This is a genomic window from Bacillus sp. ISL-34, assembly GCF_018613325.1.
Taxonomy (GTDB): Bacteria; Bacillota; Bacilli; order Bacillales; family DSM-1321; genus Peribacillus.
The window spans coordinates 1,639-15,543 of record NZ_JAGGQJ010000041.1 but is presented as its reverse complement, the minus strand read 5'-3'; the positions used below and the strand labels follow the sequence as shown (position 1 = coordinate 15,543).

Here is a 13,905-nt window from a genome sequence, read left to right as displayed (position 1 = left end):
AAGATTATCCAATCCATCCCTGGAATCGGTGAAAAAATCGCTGCAACGATTATTTCTGAAATTGGAGAGATTGATCGGTTTAATCACCCTAAAAAACTAGTGGCATTTGCCGGAATTGATCCAAGTATCTTTGAATCAGGTAAATTTAAAGGCACAGTAAATCGAATTACCAAAAGAGGTTCTGGCAGACTACGACATGCCTTATATATGGCCGTTCGTTGTGCCATTCGTGATTGTCGCAAGAATAAAACGACAGATGAAATCATCCCTCGGAACAAGAGATTACGAGAGTTCTATGATAAGAAACGTGAAGAAGGAAAGCCCTTTAAAGTAGCTGTGATAGCATGTGCTAATAAGCTTCTACAATGGATTTATGCACTATTACAAAATAACTCGACTTTCCAAGATCTAACCTAGTTTAAAAGTATAACTAAATAGCACAAAACTTTCCAAATACGGTCATTGGAAGGTTATTTGGCATGCACAAATTTAGTATAGCATGAAATATTTTAAGTTTTCATTGAAAAATGTTGACTAACTATTAGCTGGTTTAGTTAATTAAGGATATTTTTTTACATTCAAAAGGCCATCATTTGATGGCCTTTTTCAGGAGCTAACACAGTTATTAGTGTAATAAGAATGATAACTTTTTTAAGACTTTTGTGACATTATTTCTAATGTGCTATGGAAATGAGGTTGACCGTGCGAAATGTCCATAGAGTAAGACTGAGACAAGCTAATCGTTTTATAATCGGCAAAAAAGCCTTCTAATTCACTTCTTGTAAAATAATGAAGAAACAAATTTGAACGTTCATCATAAAATGTATGTTCAGCTAACTGTTCATACTTCTCTAAAGCTCTCTCTCTACCGGGTTCTTTATCATCAAAAGCATTAATATATACTAATCCATTTTTAATCAACCCATTTTTTACCTTTTCGATAATGATTTTAATATCCTTATCAGAAAAAAAATTAAGTACATTAGAAAGTATGATTAAAGAATATTTATTTGGTTCAATCTCAAAAGAAGTAATATCCTGAACTTTAGCGTTAACATTTAAATTGTGCTCTTTTGAAAGTTCCAAACACCGTTCTACTGCTGTTTTCGAAATATCAATACCCTCAACAGCAAATCCTTGTTTAGCAAAAAAGAGAGCATTTCTCCCTTCTCCAATACCAATGTCTAAAACCTCTCCATTTCCAGGAAGCATTTCAACATATTTAGATAAGGTACTACTAGGATTGAATCCCCATAAACTATCAACACTTTTATATTCTTGCTCCCATATATTCTGTTTCATTTTTGTCACCTCCGATTGTTAAAGTATTGTTTTCTACAAATTTTTCAAATATCCTTCCAACTAATAATTCAGGGCTATTTCAAAATACACTATCCAGATCTTTAGTTATGAGTGTTTTTTTACTTTAAAAAGGCCCCCAATTGGCGGCCTTCTTGTGGAACTAACGCACCCGTTAGTTTAAGTACATTTATTCACAATCACAAAGTCTAAATAAGGGCTTATAATTTTAGAAACTTCATTGATTTGCAGGTAGGACATTGGGCTGTAGAAATATCAGTATCATAATTCACCCAATCATAATTACAATTAGAACAGTGTAGAACTATATGCTTTTTTTTGTATTCTTTTGATTCTTTTATATATAACTCATAATCTTGAGGGAACATATCTGCTAATGTACGAAATACAAAATTACTATCGCACTTACGTCCGTTCCAATATTCTTTACCACCTTTATATTCAATCATATTTTACACTTCCTCCTACTATTAGTTCCATAAAGAAAAGGCTGCCTTAAAGACAGGTCCGATCTTAAGCTAACGCACCCGTTAGTTCATTAATAAATCCTGTATGGAAGCAAAGAAAATAAATAAAGAGATAACAATATTCATATACCCCAAAAATCCTTTTCTGTCTTTTTGAAGTTGGGCTAATCCTGTCATCACCGTAAATGCCCCAAGGAAAAACATACAATACGGCAACAACTCATAGGTTTGAGTTATTAGACCATAACCTGATAGAACAATAACCACTATTGCTAAAATAATTCTAACCATTTTCAAGAATATATTTCCCCCTAAGAATTTTCTGTACAATTTCTTTTTAAATCATACCAATTAACACCTTTTCATTTGTGTGAAAAATGGGAATTCCTTCTTTCACTACCTCGTTAGTTGCATAAAGAAAAAACTGCCTTAAAGACAGCTCTGATCCTCAGCTAACGCACCCGTTAGTTGAATAGTATTTAGTATGATTTATTATTAAAACAGTCTTCACAAATGAATTTACCTTCGTTTCTTAAATATGCTTTTATTTCAGTAAAACCTTTTCGCTTTGGATAACGCATTTTTACAAAAAAAACGTCATCTCCCTTAATCTCTTTATCACAAATAGTACATTTTGGTTTATCCCATAACACGACTAAATCACCTCTATGTAATGTTAATACCTCTTCATATCTTTACGAATAACTTTTATAAAAGTTTCTACTACTATCCTGCCCTTTTTTAATGATCAAACAGTTATATGTGAAACCTTAGTTACCATAATCAGCGTTCTAGGGACCTATATAATTGATTTAGAAAGCTACTCCTAAATCCCATTTATTCATTTAGTAAATAACCACCATAATATAAGAATAATACACATTATCCCCCAAACTGAAGATTGAACTTTGGTACTTTTTTTACTTTCCATATTTCTTGTTATATAAGCCAGAACAAATCCAATTAAAATATTTGTAATAGTTATCCAAAATAAGAATTCCACTTTTCAACCTCCTACTATACGCATAAAATCAGCCTCAGTTTCAACTAGTTTCATTAGTCAATCGAAACTTTCAGCACCTCAGATTTCGCCTCTCTGATTAACATCAGACCCCCCCTTCCAATATTATACATCTTATGGAACTATCCTGCCCCGTTAGTGCCATAAGACAATAAACAAATTGACCCCCAAGAGACATTTATAAATGATTCAATATAGTTATAAAGCATCCATGTTCGATATTATGTTGAATGTCTCCATATTCTTTTACTAAATGAGTAAAGATTTCATCAAGTATTTCATTTCGTTGATTTTCTGTAAATCCTGAAAGCCAAGATAGAGAACCAACTCTTCCACACCAGTCTTCATTTGTAAAAGATACTGTGTAATTGAACTTATATGTTTCTTTTAAGTCAAATTTATGTTCCTGCCATTCCTTAAACCACTCAACTGGAAATCCATTGATAAACTGTTTTGATTCAGCCTTAGTGCCAGCCGGTTTTAACTCTTCATTTGGCATATGTGCTTTAATAATTTGAAGTGTATCATCTATAACTTTACTTTTTGATATAAACCCTGAATCCATTACAATCAATTTACCCTTTTTCGCCAGAATTCTTTTAATTTCATCTAGGGTTTTTTCCCGATTAAACCAGTGCCATGCTCTTAAAACAGTTACATAATCAAACAAACCATTATCTAACGTTGTAGATTCAGCGTATGTATTTATATACTCAATAATATTACCTTCACTCTTATCAATTACTTTCGCTTGTTCTATTAATTCTGCTGAAGGTTCTACTCCCACAACAGCTGCACCCTCATTATGTAAAACTCGACTTAATACTCCCGTCCCAGAACCCAAATCCACCACTTTTTTATTGTTAAAATCTATTCCTCTAAGTTTTAAACTTTCCAATAACTCAACAGGTAAGTCATTTCTATATTGAGCGTAATTTTTTGCCACATTTCCAAAATTCACTTCCATCCATATCCCTCCAAGGAACATTTTCCAAACTATTCAAATTATAACATATTATGTATTCACCCTTATGGAACTAACCTGCCCCGATAGTTCCATAAGAAAGAGCTGCCTTAAAGACAGCTCCGATCTGCAGCTAACGCACCCGTTAGTTTAAGTACAATCCTTCACAAATATAAGAAAAAGAGCTGCCAATGCAACTCCCTTATTGAGTAAAGCACTTGTTAGTTGAACAAAATAATACGCCTAATCAAATATTTATTATTGTTTCTTCTTGCCATATACGTTCCATATTTACATCATTTTTTGTAAAAGTTAATTGAAAGACGTCAGGATTACTAAGATCCCTCCAACATTCAAAATCAAAGTTATTATTATAATTCTTTAGCAGTAAAGACATTAAATTTCCGTGAGTAACGATTATTGTGTTTTCAGTTTCACCTTTAAAAACTTCATCTACAACGCTTACTATTCGGTTCATTGCTTCTTGACTCGACTCTCCTCCTTCAAATTTCAACTCCATATCATTGAACGTTGCTTTAAGTTTTTCAAACCAGTCAGGTAAGTCCGTTGTACTTAATGTGCGTTCTGACAAACGTTCATCAATCTCTATTTTTAAGTTTATTTTCTCACTTATTGGTTCTACTGATTGAATAGCACGTAAAAATGGACTTGATATGATTCGATCAATTTTAGTATTGGAGAAAAATTCAGATAAATATTTCGCTTGTTTCAATCCTTTTTTTGTTAGATGTGCTTCCGAAGGTTGGCCTTGTGCTTCACAATGTCTCACAACATAAATCTTTTTTATCATACAGGTATCCCCCAATTAAATCTTTAATTTTCCTTGTGTAACTAAACTGCTCCTTTAGTTCCGTAAGAATTACAGTTCTTTATAAACAAATTCTCTGTATTTTATAAAATTTTGCTTTTTATAGAAGTCCTTTGCAACACTGTTCTCAAACCAATAATCTAATTCTATTAAATCTATTCCTCGATCGATCGCCATTTCATATATACATTCCATAAGACTTGAACCATAACCCTTATTCCTCTTAGTTTCTACTATGCTAATCTGGTGTACATAAACAGACTTATATCCTTTTTTAAACGCATTTTCTGGATATTCTCTCATCTCTATCCAAGCATAGCCAAGAGCTTCTTCATTATCTTCTAACAAAAGGAAAATGAAACTTTCGTTATTAACCAGACTTTTGAAAACTTCCTTCACGCTTTCATAGTTATATTCCTTAAAGTATTTAGGATATAAATTTGAATGTAAATCGTGCACATATCCTTTTAGCAGCTCAATTGCTCCTGACGTCTATCTAAAAAGTTGTTTTATGCAACCTCTTCTTCAATTAAATGGCCCTTTTCATGAAGGAAGACGCTTTCCTTATTTCAGAAAAGCGCCCGTTTGCGAAAAAATATTTTGTTTATCATCTTCAGACTGAATTTAAACAAAAAACTATTTTGTTGAGCTGATTTCATAAAGATATAAAACATAATCAGTAGGTACACTTTGGTAACCCTGTTGACGTATCATCGCCGTAAGATTTCCGCGATGATACGTTCCGTGGTTGACTACATGCTGAACCAATTCGGAAAGATGAGTATCTAAACGTCCGAATTTAGGATGTTCAGGGAAAATCTCTTTATCCAAATCACTTTCATTGTTAAGAAATTCTTGATACTCCTGTGACAAATGATGAAACAACATTTCCATTTCCTCAAAACCCTTATTCTTTGTTTTCTCTTGTGCCTGAGCGATGGAAGCTTGAATCTCATCCATACTTTTTTCATGCATCACACCAAACCAAAGTGTATCTGCCGTATAAATATGAACGAGAGTCTCCGCAATCGAGGGAAAAATACTTTGAAGTTCCCGATCATAAATTTCCTGTGGCAATTCCTTCAATCTTCCGAGAAATTTGTTGTTCGCCCAAACATGATAATCATACAACTGTATTGCATGATGTTTTTTCATCAAAGATTCCTCCTCCATCTTTCTTCGAATAGGTAAAGTAACTTTACTGACAAATGCCGGCAGTGGAATCCATCCTTTTGAAATTATGCCTGACCACTCCACTTCCATGTCACTTGGCTAAAAGCATATCCCCTGTATTCTCTTCACTCTTAGAAATTCCTCCCTTTTTATTCAACAATTTGGCCAGATTGCTGAACAAAACTAAAAAATCACCATTAGCTATCTGTTATTTGTTCATAAATAAGATTTTAATTTAAAAGAAGTTATTATTTGTTTGTAATAAAACTCGTCCTTATCTGAACACATGTCATGGCACTTTGAATAACTCTTTTTTTGTTACTATTCACGTCATAAAACGCTGTTCATTATTCTACGTCCAATAACCTATTAAAATCTATCTTATTGTAGAGTTGAAACAAAGTTTGATCAAACTAATACAAGAAACCTTGATAAATGAATAAATAGAAAGGGCATGTTTTGAAAAAAGAGTATCAAAACATGCCCTTAACTACTATTAAATTGGATTATTCTTTAATAAAAAATGCTGATCTTTTTTGTCTTCCTTAATAAACTAACGCACCCGTTAGTTGAACAAAGAGCAATCACCTTATTCAGCCATAGGTCTCGTGCCATACATTTTAAAGTCTAATTATCAATAAAGTTTATGTTATTGTCTAGACACCATTTAATCGCAATTTGTTTATATCGTTCGTCACGATAAGAATACCATTGGTCCTCCATTTCAAAGTCAATGATTTTGTCCTTAAACCTTCTAAAAGCACCCTTCCCCTTAATTGAACTTAATAATTTATCTTGCTTTCTTTCATCACTAACAGTAAAGCAAAAGTCTTCTATGATCTCATATTCATTTACTTCATATTTTGTTGGGAGTTCCTTGTAATTCTCAAAGTTTTCAAATACATCTTTAGCAACTTTTCTATCTTCTTGTTCCCACTCAGGTAAATGCCCGAATTCTTCTTCATCTTCAGTTGCTCTCAAGTCATCCAAAGTTACTGAAATGATTTCACCAGTTTTTACATTTAAAAATGTGCGAGACTCATCAAACTGCATTTCCAATTCTTCAATAATAGCCTGAATCTTTAATGGATTTCTCAATTATTGATCACCCTTCAATTTTTTACTAATGCACCCGTTAGTTTAAGTACATTTATTAACAAACTTTGATTGTAATTCTATAAAAAAGGAACTGCTTTCACAGTTCCCCTTTTAGATATTTTCCCAATGAACAACTAGAGCCAGTCTGCACTTACATCAGCAAACCATTGTAAGTCATTCATAAAAACACTTGCATGATAACCATCACAAACAGCATGATGAATTTGTAACGAAACAGGTAAGAACCACTCATCTTTTATTTGTGAATATTTACCCCCAGTTATAATGGGTAAGAGAAAATCTCCACCATTATTAATATTTAAATTAAATGCTTTAAAAGAACTCCAAGGGATCATAGATATCGGAATATTATTATCTGGTACAGGAGTCTTTGGAAATAAACTACCCGTACCATTGTATTCTTCTACATCTTTTTCATACTGAGAATGAAATTCAGAAAACCTACTTACATTTGGGGACCAGATGCTAGAAAATGTGTATGTCTTCTTATCAAAAATTGTATAAGAAGGCAAAATTTCTGACCAATAACCTAAATTCCCTTCTGGGTTAAAACTTGTTTTAAATTCTCGATGGGAATTAACTATATTTGTAACCATAAAAATAAACGCAGGATATAACTTATAATTCTTCTTCTTTAAGTTCTTCATAAGAACAGTAATATTAATTTCATTCGTTATACTGAACGTTGTTTGTTGTTGTAAATAGTGTTCGAAATACTCTTTTCGATACCAATTTTCACGATCAATTATATTGAATTTCATATATAACGCCTCCTAATATGTTTTATTTGATTTAGGAGGCTATTTCCTCTGCTTTTTTCATGACAATCATCCTTTTGTAAACTAATTTATACCACAACATTATCAAGTATTCCTAGACTAAAATCAACTTACAGATATTACTTTCTTCAACTAACTGCCCCTTTAGTTGCATAAATAAAAAGCTATCTAGACAGCTCTAATCTTCAGCTAACGCACCCATTAGTTTAAGTACAATTCTTCACAATCTCTATTTTCAGACCACGTACTATCATTGAAACCAAAATGGATTTACTGTCGCTGCCAGGATCCCTTCACAAATACTTTTGTCTTACTGATGGGTAAATTTATTAATGTAAAGTACGCCCCAAAAGGTAGTAAAAAGGGTTGCCGTTACTAAGAAAAACCCTTTTGGTTGAAGTAGTCATCGGATAAAAAAATCTTACGAGTTATATTAATAAATGCCTCTAAAGGAGGAGTCATCCATTTATCTTTATGCCAAGCAATTTGAGTAAAAAGTGAAGATGTGGAATCCTTCCATGGTATTTCCTTCATTCTCCCCTCCTTAATATCTTTTTTCACTACCATCCCTGGTAATAGCGCTATTCCTAGTCCTGCTATTACACATTGTTTGATTGCCTCGATACTACTAAATTCTATTTTATCCAGTGGGTATACTCCTGCCGATTTAAGGGAGTCTTCGAACATCATCCTGTAAGAACATCCCATTTCTGTAAGCAAAAGAGTCTCATCCTTAAGGTCATCTATCGAGAGCACTGGTTTGGGATGATTTGGTGCGATGACCATTTTGAACTCCTCTTTGATAAGTTGCTCCACTCTTAATGATCCCTCAGGCTTACTTATATCCATAATAAAGGCAACATCTACTAAACCCTCCATAAGATGAATTCTCGCCATTTCGTCAGAATGTGCAGGCTTAAAGATGAGTTTAACTTTGGGAAATGTAGCTTTGAATTCTTTAAGAATTGGAGGTAAACGATAGGTACACTGGCTCTCTTGGGCACCAATTATTAAGGTGCCAGTTGGTTCTTCTTCTCCGTTCACAGCCATGATCGCTTCTTCGTTTAGTCTTATCATCTTTTCAGCATATAGTTTAAACTTGTGTCCAGCCTCTGTTAAAATCAATCGTTTTCCTAGACGCTCAAATAAGGGTTTACCCATTTCATCTTCGAGAGCTTTAATTTGGGCAGTTACACTTGATTGTGCAAAATTTAAAATTTTTGCAGTCTGGGTAAAGTTCAAATTTTCTGCGGCATTTTTAAAAGTTATCAATTGTTTAATATCCATATTTCCCGCCTCTTTATAATCGTTTTTTTCGATTGAATCAATCAAAATAATCATCTGTATCTATTTTTAAATTAAATATAAGATATAAGTAATAAAGAAACAACTAGAAAACCACTTAATATAGCTGAAAGGAGAAATGAAGAATGAAAATAGCAGTCATATATGGGGGGACCCGTCCCAATGGCAATACGGAGATGCTGACAGAACACGTAATTCAAGGTATGGTTACAGAAAAGATTTACTTAAGAGATTATAATATCAAGCCAATTATAGACATGCGTCATTCAAAAGATGGCTTTCAGGACAGAAATGATGATTATAATTCCATAATCGAACGGATTCTTCCAAATGACATTCTAGTATTCTCTACTCCGATTTATTGGTATAGCATGTCAGGAACAATGAAAAACTTTATCGACCGATGGTCACAAACCTTAAGGGACCCAAAATATCCTGATTTCAAGAATGAACTGGCTTCTAAAAAAGCATTTGTTATTGCTGTTGGAGGAGACGACCCTCACATTAAAGGACTGCCTATGATTCAACAATTTAAGTACATTTTTGATTTTGTTGGAATTGAATTTGCGGGATATATTCTTGGAAATGCGAACAAACCAGAAGACATCTATCAAGACACAGAGGCACTATTCAAGGCTGAACAACTTCGGGGAAAATTAAAATAATTCATAACGACCGTAAGAATAATAAAAACGAAAAAGGTTGGTCTGAAGTTAATGAGTAATCAAACAAAAGCTAATATTATGATGGTAATCGTAAATATTTTTGGGGGCGCTGGTTATGTTTTTATGAAGATGGGGCTTATGTCGCTTCAGACATTCAACATTATTTCACTTAGATTTTTAATGGCTTTTATTATTACAGGGTTCCTATTTTATAAACGAATAATGAAGGTTACTAAACAAGCGATTATCTCCTCATTTATACTAGGTTTTGCATTATTCGGGGTTTTTACATTTATTACATTTGGGGTTAGTATGACGTCTGCTTCTAATTCAGGATTTCTTGTAAGTTTTACAGTTATTTTCGTACCATTAATTAATTGCGTTTTAATTAAGCGTTTACCGCCTTGGACGATTCGTGTTGGTTTAGTTTTTACTTTGACTGGCATAGGGTTATTAACCATAGAACACTCATTCAGTATAAATCTTGGAGACCTTTTATGCATAATCGGTGCTTTTTGTTATGCGATTCACATCATATTAACGGGGAAACTAACTAAGCAAAATGATGCCCTAACACTTGGTATACTTCAATTAGGTTTTGCAGGTTTATTAGCAATGATTTGTAGTTTCGTCTTTGAAAACCCTTCTTTACCATCTTCTCTTATCCCGTGGATTGCTATCATAGGACTAGGTATATTTTGCAGTGCTGTGGGATTTGTTTGTCAATCCATAGCACAAAAATACACAACTTCAACACATATTGGGTTAATTTTTGCTCTGGAACCCATCTTTGCTGCTCTGTTTGCAGTTTTATTATTTGGGGAAGTTTTTACCTTTAGAGATTTTATTGGCTGTTGTATTGTGATACTTGGTATTTTAATTTCTCAAATTGATAAGGAATCTCTATCTAAAATAAAATTATATTTAAACAATCAATATTCACGTAGAAATGGCGAGGATAATACAAAATAAAATAATTTCAATATGTGTCTTTAAACCCAAAAAAAATCAGCTAATGGAACTATTCTGCCCCGATAGTTCCATAAAGAAAAAGCTGCCTTAAAGACAGCTTCGATCTTAAGCTAACGCACCTGTTAGTTTAAGTACAATCTTTCACAATCTTAACAATAAATAAAAAAAGCCGTCCTAAAAGACAGCTACTCATATATATTAGTTTGAAATAGTTGGTACAAATTTTAAAAATTTACGATAACAGAAAATAGTTAAAGTTAATGGTACTAAACTCCATAGATAAAAATATGTTCCGTACTGGTTCCATCTTGCGGTTGTTGTAATACCGTCAGCGATTTTTATCCCTAAAAAATTCAACTGCATATTCCCGTCTATTCTACTAGTAGATAAACCGTAACCTTCCCCTGCCATCATAATAAATAATAAGCCTAAACACCCTGCAAGCCCTAAAAACAACCAACCTACTTTGTTTTTGTTCAAGTTACCCCCTCCTAAAATTGTTGGTAATAAAGAACATTCTACAAATATTGGTAAAATCCTTGTTGAACTAAGCTGCCTTAATGACAGCTCTGATCTTCAGCTAACGCACCCGTTAGTTTAAGTAATATATTTTACAAACTTCCTCCAATCCGTTAAAAAGACGATGCCTTGTTAAGGCATCGAACAGTTATAAAATTTATTCAATACTCTCATAGACTTCAATTAGTGAACCCTCAGGATCTCTAAAATGAGCTACTTTAATTCCCCAGCCTTTTTGTGCAGAAGGCTTTGTTATGAATTCAACCTTTTCTTTTAATTCCTTATATTTCTCTTCAACATTATCGACCTTGAAAATTAAAGCAATTTTATCAGTATTATGAGTATAAGAGACACTCTCAGCACCTATTGCTTCAAGCATTTGTTTCCTCTCAAACAGTCCTAAGGTACAACCACTAAATTTAAATTCAGCATATAAAGAATCTTCATTTCACCAAGTAACCTCAAAACCTAAAACATTTCTATAAAACAAAAAACATTCTTTATAATTATTTACTAATAATCGTGTGTGTGTCAGCTCCAAACTAATTCACTCCAATTCTTTTCTTTACTATGTAGACATATACCTAATTTCTATATAAAACAAGATTTTCTCTTGAACAAACCTGCCCCTATAGTTGCAAAAGATCCTTTAAAAGCACAATCAGCTAGTCCAGTATGTTCATAGAATATAGGGGTTCTTTCATTTAAAACCAATTTTATAAGACAAGGGATGTTATAATTTTTTCCTTTTTCGAAAATCTATCAGTAATAAAGATGATGTATTTATTGGTACTGATACAAAGATCAAGCTGTAAGATATTTTTTGCAGTGGACGTAGTGATTGATGGAGTTCGGATTTAAAAATAGATCAGTAATAATTATAAGGATAAGAAAGGAAAATGAAGAAAAATGGTCATTGAAATTTTTAGAAGGAGAGAGCAGAAGTATTTAATTACAAAAGAACAGTATGCGGAATTAGTGGAGTATATATCTTCTTATATGCGCTCAGATAAATATGGGACGGACGGCAAATATACCGTAAAAAGTTTATATTTTGAAAGCCCAGATAACAAAATTTACTTTGAAACAAAGAACAAATTAAAATTTCGCCAAAAGCTTCGTTTACGTGTATACGAGAACACGGATATTAACGGTACTGCTTTTTTTGAAATAAAACAAAAGCATAAAAAGGTAGTAAACAAAAGACGATTGGTTCTTCCCTTAGCTGAAGCTTATCGCTATTTATACTCATCAGAAGAGATATTAGAGGATTATGAGACATCGAATACACAGGTATTGCGGGAAATTCATCATTTTCGACATTTGTATAACTTACAGCCTGAGATGATTATAATTTACGATCGACATGCGTTTCATGGATTATTTGACCCTGATTTGCGTGTAACATTTGACTTAAATTTACGCTGCCGTAATGATGATCTGTTTTTGGAAAACGGTTCACAAGGCGAAAACTTTATTGATCCTAATCTAGTCGTACTAGAAGTGAAAGTAAATGATAGTGTTCCGTTATGGCTGACGCGTATATTACAGGATTTAAACTGCGAACAAGGAAGTATTTCAAAGTATTGCGCGAGTTCAGAGTTATTAAAAAGTAAAGATATTCCAATTGGAATTACGAAAGAAGACGTACTAGTTAGGGGAGGGGAATAATGGATTTTTTAAATCAGTTTTTTTCAACGAGTGATGTTGGAAGTGGAACAAAAATATATATGACCCTATTGGCCATGCTGACGGCAACGGTATTAAGTCTAGTCATTACAAAAGTATATCAATTAACCTTTACTGGAGCGCGGTATTCCCAAGCATTTGTTCATACGATTATTATGATGAGTGTAATTGTATCTGTTGTCATGAATGTGATTAGTGGAAATGCAGGCGTAGCTTTTGGATTATTTGCTGTATTCTCACTCATCCGGTTTAGAAGTGCAGTAACAGATGCAAAAGACATCGCTTATATCTTTTTTGGTCTATGTGTAGGGATGACAAGTGGACTGTTTCATTTCGATCTAGCCATCGTCTTAACCTTATTTTCAAGTTTAATATTTTACCTACTATACAAATTTCAGTATGGAAAAGGAAAAGATACACAAGTTTTAAAAGTTACCGTTCCTGAGAACTTGAATTATCAAAATTTGCTTGATGACATATTTGAAAAATATACAGAGAGTCATATTCTATGTCAGGTAGAAACAACCAATTTGGGTACAATGATTTTATATACCTATATTATTCGAAGTAAGAATGCGACAAAAGACAAAGAATTGCTTGACCGCATTCGAGAAAAAAACGCGAACTTAAAAGTATCCCTAACTTATTTAGATATAGAGAAATAAAAGAAGTACTTCTTCTGTCCAGGAAAGTACTTCCCTTCATTGGTACACTTTCTAATCTGGATTGCCTTCATGGCAATCCTTTAATCTTTATCATTTCTTTGAAATAAGACAACTTAACCTTGTTCTTAATTTCAAATATAAGAAACAGCACTGTGGTAGAGATTTAGTCATGTACGAAGACACAAAGTTAAGTACATTGGGGACATGAATGTTCCATAGGAAAAAGCTGCCTTAAAGACAGCTCCGATCTTCAGCTAACGCACCCTGTTAGCTGAAGAACTAGGATATTTCAGTTTTTCTTTTGTAAGAAGACAGAATCCCAAAACCAATAAAGAGCAGCTGCTGCAAAACTAAAACCGTAATATATTTGGGTTTTAACTAAATATATAGGTTCAACTCTAAATAACATTACATTAAA

17 protein-coding genes and 1 pseudogene are annotated in these 13,905 nt (G+C 33.1%); 5 read left to right on the top strand and 13 right to left on the bottom strand.

Annotation, left to right across the window (positions count from 1 at the left end):
* Positions 1–417: transposase (locus J7E52_RS25235; protein ID WP_214751117.1), on the top strand; the 417-nt coding region annotated here is incomplete at its 5' end.
* A 234-nt stretch (positions 418–651) separates the two neighbouring features.
* Here the strand turns inward: J7E52_RS25235 and J7E52_RS25230 are convergent.
* The 11 genes from J7E52_RS25230 to J7E52_RS25180 all read right to left on the bottom strand — a co-directional run bounded on the left by J7E52_RS25230 (position 652) and on the right by J7E52_RS25180 (position 8,959).
* Positions 652–1,302, bottom strand: a complete 651-nt coding sequence (locus J7E52_RS25230) for a class I SAM-dependent methyltransferase (RefSeq protein WP_214751115.1) — start codon at positions 1,300–1,302, stop codon at positions 652–654.
* A gap of 218 nt (positions 1,303–1,520) precedes the next feature.
* Positions 1,521–1,769, bottom strand: a complete 249-nt coding sequence (locus J7E52_RS25225) for a hypothetical protein (protein WP_214751114.1) — start codon at positions 1,767–1,769, stop codon at positions 1,521–1,523.
* 81 nt (positions 1,770–1,850) lie between these two features.
* The gene (locus tag J7E52_RS25220; RefSeq protein WP_286198074.1) at positions 1,851–2,078 is read right to left on the bottom strand and encodes a DUF3953 domain-containing protein; all 228 of its coding nucleotides are present in this window, start codon (positions 2,076–2,078) and stop codon (positions 1,851–1,853) included.
* 188 nt (positions 2,079–2,266) lie between these two features.
* Complete coding sequence (locus J7E52_RS25215; protein WP_214751111.1) at positions 2,267–2,440, bottom strand: Fe3+ hydroxamate ABC transporter substrate-binding protein; 174 nt, start codon at positions 2,438–2,440, stop codon at positions 2,267–2,269.
* A 546-nt stretch (positions 2,441–2,986) separates the two neighbouring features.
* Positions 2,987–3,775, bottom strand: coding sequence for a class I SAM-dependent methyltransferase (locus tag J7E52_RS25210; RefSeq protein WP_214751109.1), 789 nt, complete (start codon positions 3,773–3,775; stop codon positions 2,987–2,989).
* A gap of 244 nt (positions 3,776–4,019) precedes the next feature.
* The gene (locus J7E52_RS25205; RefSeq protein WP_214751124.1) at positions 4,020–4,580 is read right to left on the bottom strand and encodes a histidine phosphatase family protein; all 561 of its coding nucleotides are present in this window, start codon (positions 4,578–4,580) and stop codon (positions 4,020–4,022) included.
* 72 nt (positions 4,581–4,652) lie between these two features.
* Entirely contained in the window at positions 4,653–5,060 is a 408-nt protein-coding gene (locus J7E52_RS25200; RefSeq protein WP_309476939.1) for a GNAT family N-acetyltransferase, read from the bottom strand.
* Between the two features lie 177 nt (positions 5,061–5,237).
* Positions 5,238–5,756, bottom strand: a complete 519-nt coding sequence (locus J7E52_RS25195) for a DinB family protein (protein WP_214751107.1) — start codon at positions 5,754–5,756, stop codon at positions 5,238–5,240.
* Positions 5,757–6,401: 645 nt separating this feature from the next.
* The gene (locus J7E52_RS25190) at positions 6,402–6,872 is read right to left on the bottom strand and encodes a UPF0158 family protein (RefSeq protein ID WP_214751105.1); all 471 of its coding nucleotides are present in this window, start codon (positions 6,870–6,872) and stop codon (positions 6,402–6,404) included.
* Between the two features lie 134 nt (positions 6,873–7,006).
* A complete protein-coding gene (gene catA / locus J7E52_RS25185) occupies positions 7,007–7,654 on the bottom strand; it encodes a type A chloramphenicol O-acetyltransferase (RefSeq protein ID WP_214751103.1) in 648 nt (215 codons plus the stop codon).
* Between the two features lie 393 nt (positions 7,655–8,047).
* Positions 8,048–8,959: a LysR family transcriptional regulator gene (locus tag J7E52_RS25180; protein ID WP_214751101.1), complete on the bottom strand. Its 912-nt coding sequence runs from the start codon at positions 8,957–8,959 to the stop codon at positions 8,048–8,050.
* A gap of 143 nt (positions 8,960–9,102) precedes the next feature.
* On the opposite strand from J7E52_RS25180, the gene J7E52_RS25175 reads away from it, so the two are divergent.
* Positions 9,103–9,642 carry a flavodoxin family protein gene (locus tag J7E52_RS25175; RefSeq protein WP_214751099.1) on the top strand — a complete coding sequence of 180 codons (540 nt, stop codon included), beginning with the start codon at positions 9,103–9,105 and terminating at the stop codon, positions 9,640–9,642.
* 51 nt (positions 9,643–9,693) lie between these two features.
* Positions 9,694–10,614, top strand: coding sequence for a DMT family transporter (locus tag J7E52_RS25170; protein WP_214751097.1), 921 nt, complete (start codon positions 9,694–9,696; stop codon positions 10,612–10,614).
* A 198-nt stretch (positions 10,615–10,812) separates the two neighbouring features.
* Here J7E52_RS25170 and J7E52_RS25165 read toward each other — a convergent pair whose 3' ends face one another.
* Both J7E52_RS25165 and J7E52_RS27545 read right to left on the bottom strand, forming a co-directional pair.
* Positions 10,813–11,094: a hypothetical protein gene (locus J7E52_RS25165; protein ID WP_214751095.1), complete on the bottom strand. Its 282-nt coding sequence runs from the start codon at positions 11,092–11,094 to the stop codon at positions 10,813–10,815.
* Positions 11,095–11,290: 196 nt separating this feature from the next.
* Positions 11,291–11,674 (bottom strand): annotated as a pseudogene (locus tag J7E52_RS27545) (VOC family protein).
* 368 nt (positions 11,675–12,042) lie between these two features.
* Here J7E52_RS27545 and J7E52_RS25155 point away from each other — a divergent pair.
* Together J7E52_RS25155 and J7E52_RS25150 are read left to right on the top strand one after the other, a co-directional pair.
* Positions 12,043–12,804 carry a polyphosphate polymerase domain-containing protein gene (locus tag J7E52_RS25155; protein ID WP_214751093.1) on the top strand — a complete coding sequence of 254 codons (762 nt, stop codon included), beginning with the start codon at positions 12,043–12,045 and terminating at the stop codon, positions 12,802–12,804.
* Positions 12,804–13,487 carry a DUF4956 domain-containing protein gene (locus J7E52_RS25150; RefSeq protein ID WP_214751091.1) on the top strand — a complete coding sequence of 228 codons (684 nt, stop codon included), beginning with the start codon at positions 12,804–12,806 and terminating at the stop codon, positions 13,485–13,487. The genes J7E52_RS25155 and J7E52_RS25150 overlap by 1 nt, the downstream gene beginning before the upstream one ends.
* Positions 13,488–13,905: the final 418 nt, after the last annotated feature.

Coding starts and splice junctions, on each gene's coding strand:
- J7E52_RS25230 (WP_214751115.1), bottom strand. CDS start 1,302: ATGAAACAGAATATATGGGAGCAAGAATATAAAAGTGTTGATAGTTTA.
- J7E52_RS25225 (WP_214751114.1), bottom strand. CDS start 1,769: ATGATTGAATATAAAGGTGGTAAAGAATATTGGAACGGACGTAAGTGC.
- J7E52_RS25220 (WP_286198074.1), bottom strand. CDS start 2,078: ATGGTTAGAATTATTTTAGCAATAGTGGTTATTGTTCTATCAGGTTAT.
- J7E52_RS25210 (WP_214751109.1), bottom strand. CDS start 3,775: ATGGAAGTGAATTTTGGAAATGTGGCAAAAAATTACGCTCAATATAGA.
- J7E52_RS25195 (WP_214751107.1), bottom strand. CDS start 5,756: ATGAAAAAACATCATGCAATACAGTTGTATGATTATCATGTTTGGGCG.
- catA (WP_214751103.1), bottom strand. CDS start 7,654: ATGAAATTCAATATAATTGATCGTGAAAATTGGTATCGAAAAGAGTAT.
- J7E52_RS25180 (WP_214751101.1), bottom strand. CDS start 8,959: ATGGATATTAAACAATTGATAACTTTTAAAAATGCCGCAGAAAATTTG.
- J7E52_RS25175 (WP_214751099.1), top strand. CDS start 9,103: ATGAAAATAGCAGTCATATATGGGGGGACCCGTCCCAATGGCAATACG.
- J7E52_RS25170 (WP_214751097.1), top strand. CDS start 9,694: ATGAGTAATCAAACAAAAGCTAATATTATGATGGTAATCGTAAATATT.
- J7E52_RS25155 (WP_214751093.1), top strand. CDS start 12,043: ATGGTCATTGAAATTTTTAGAAGGAGAGAGCAGAAGTATTTAATTACA.
- J7E52_RS25150 (WP_214751091.1), top strand. CDS start 12,804: ATGGATTTTTTAAATCAGTTTTTTTCAACGAGTGATGTTGGAAGTGGA.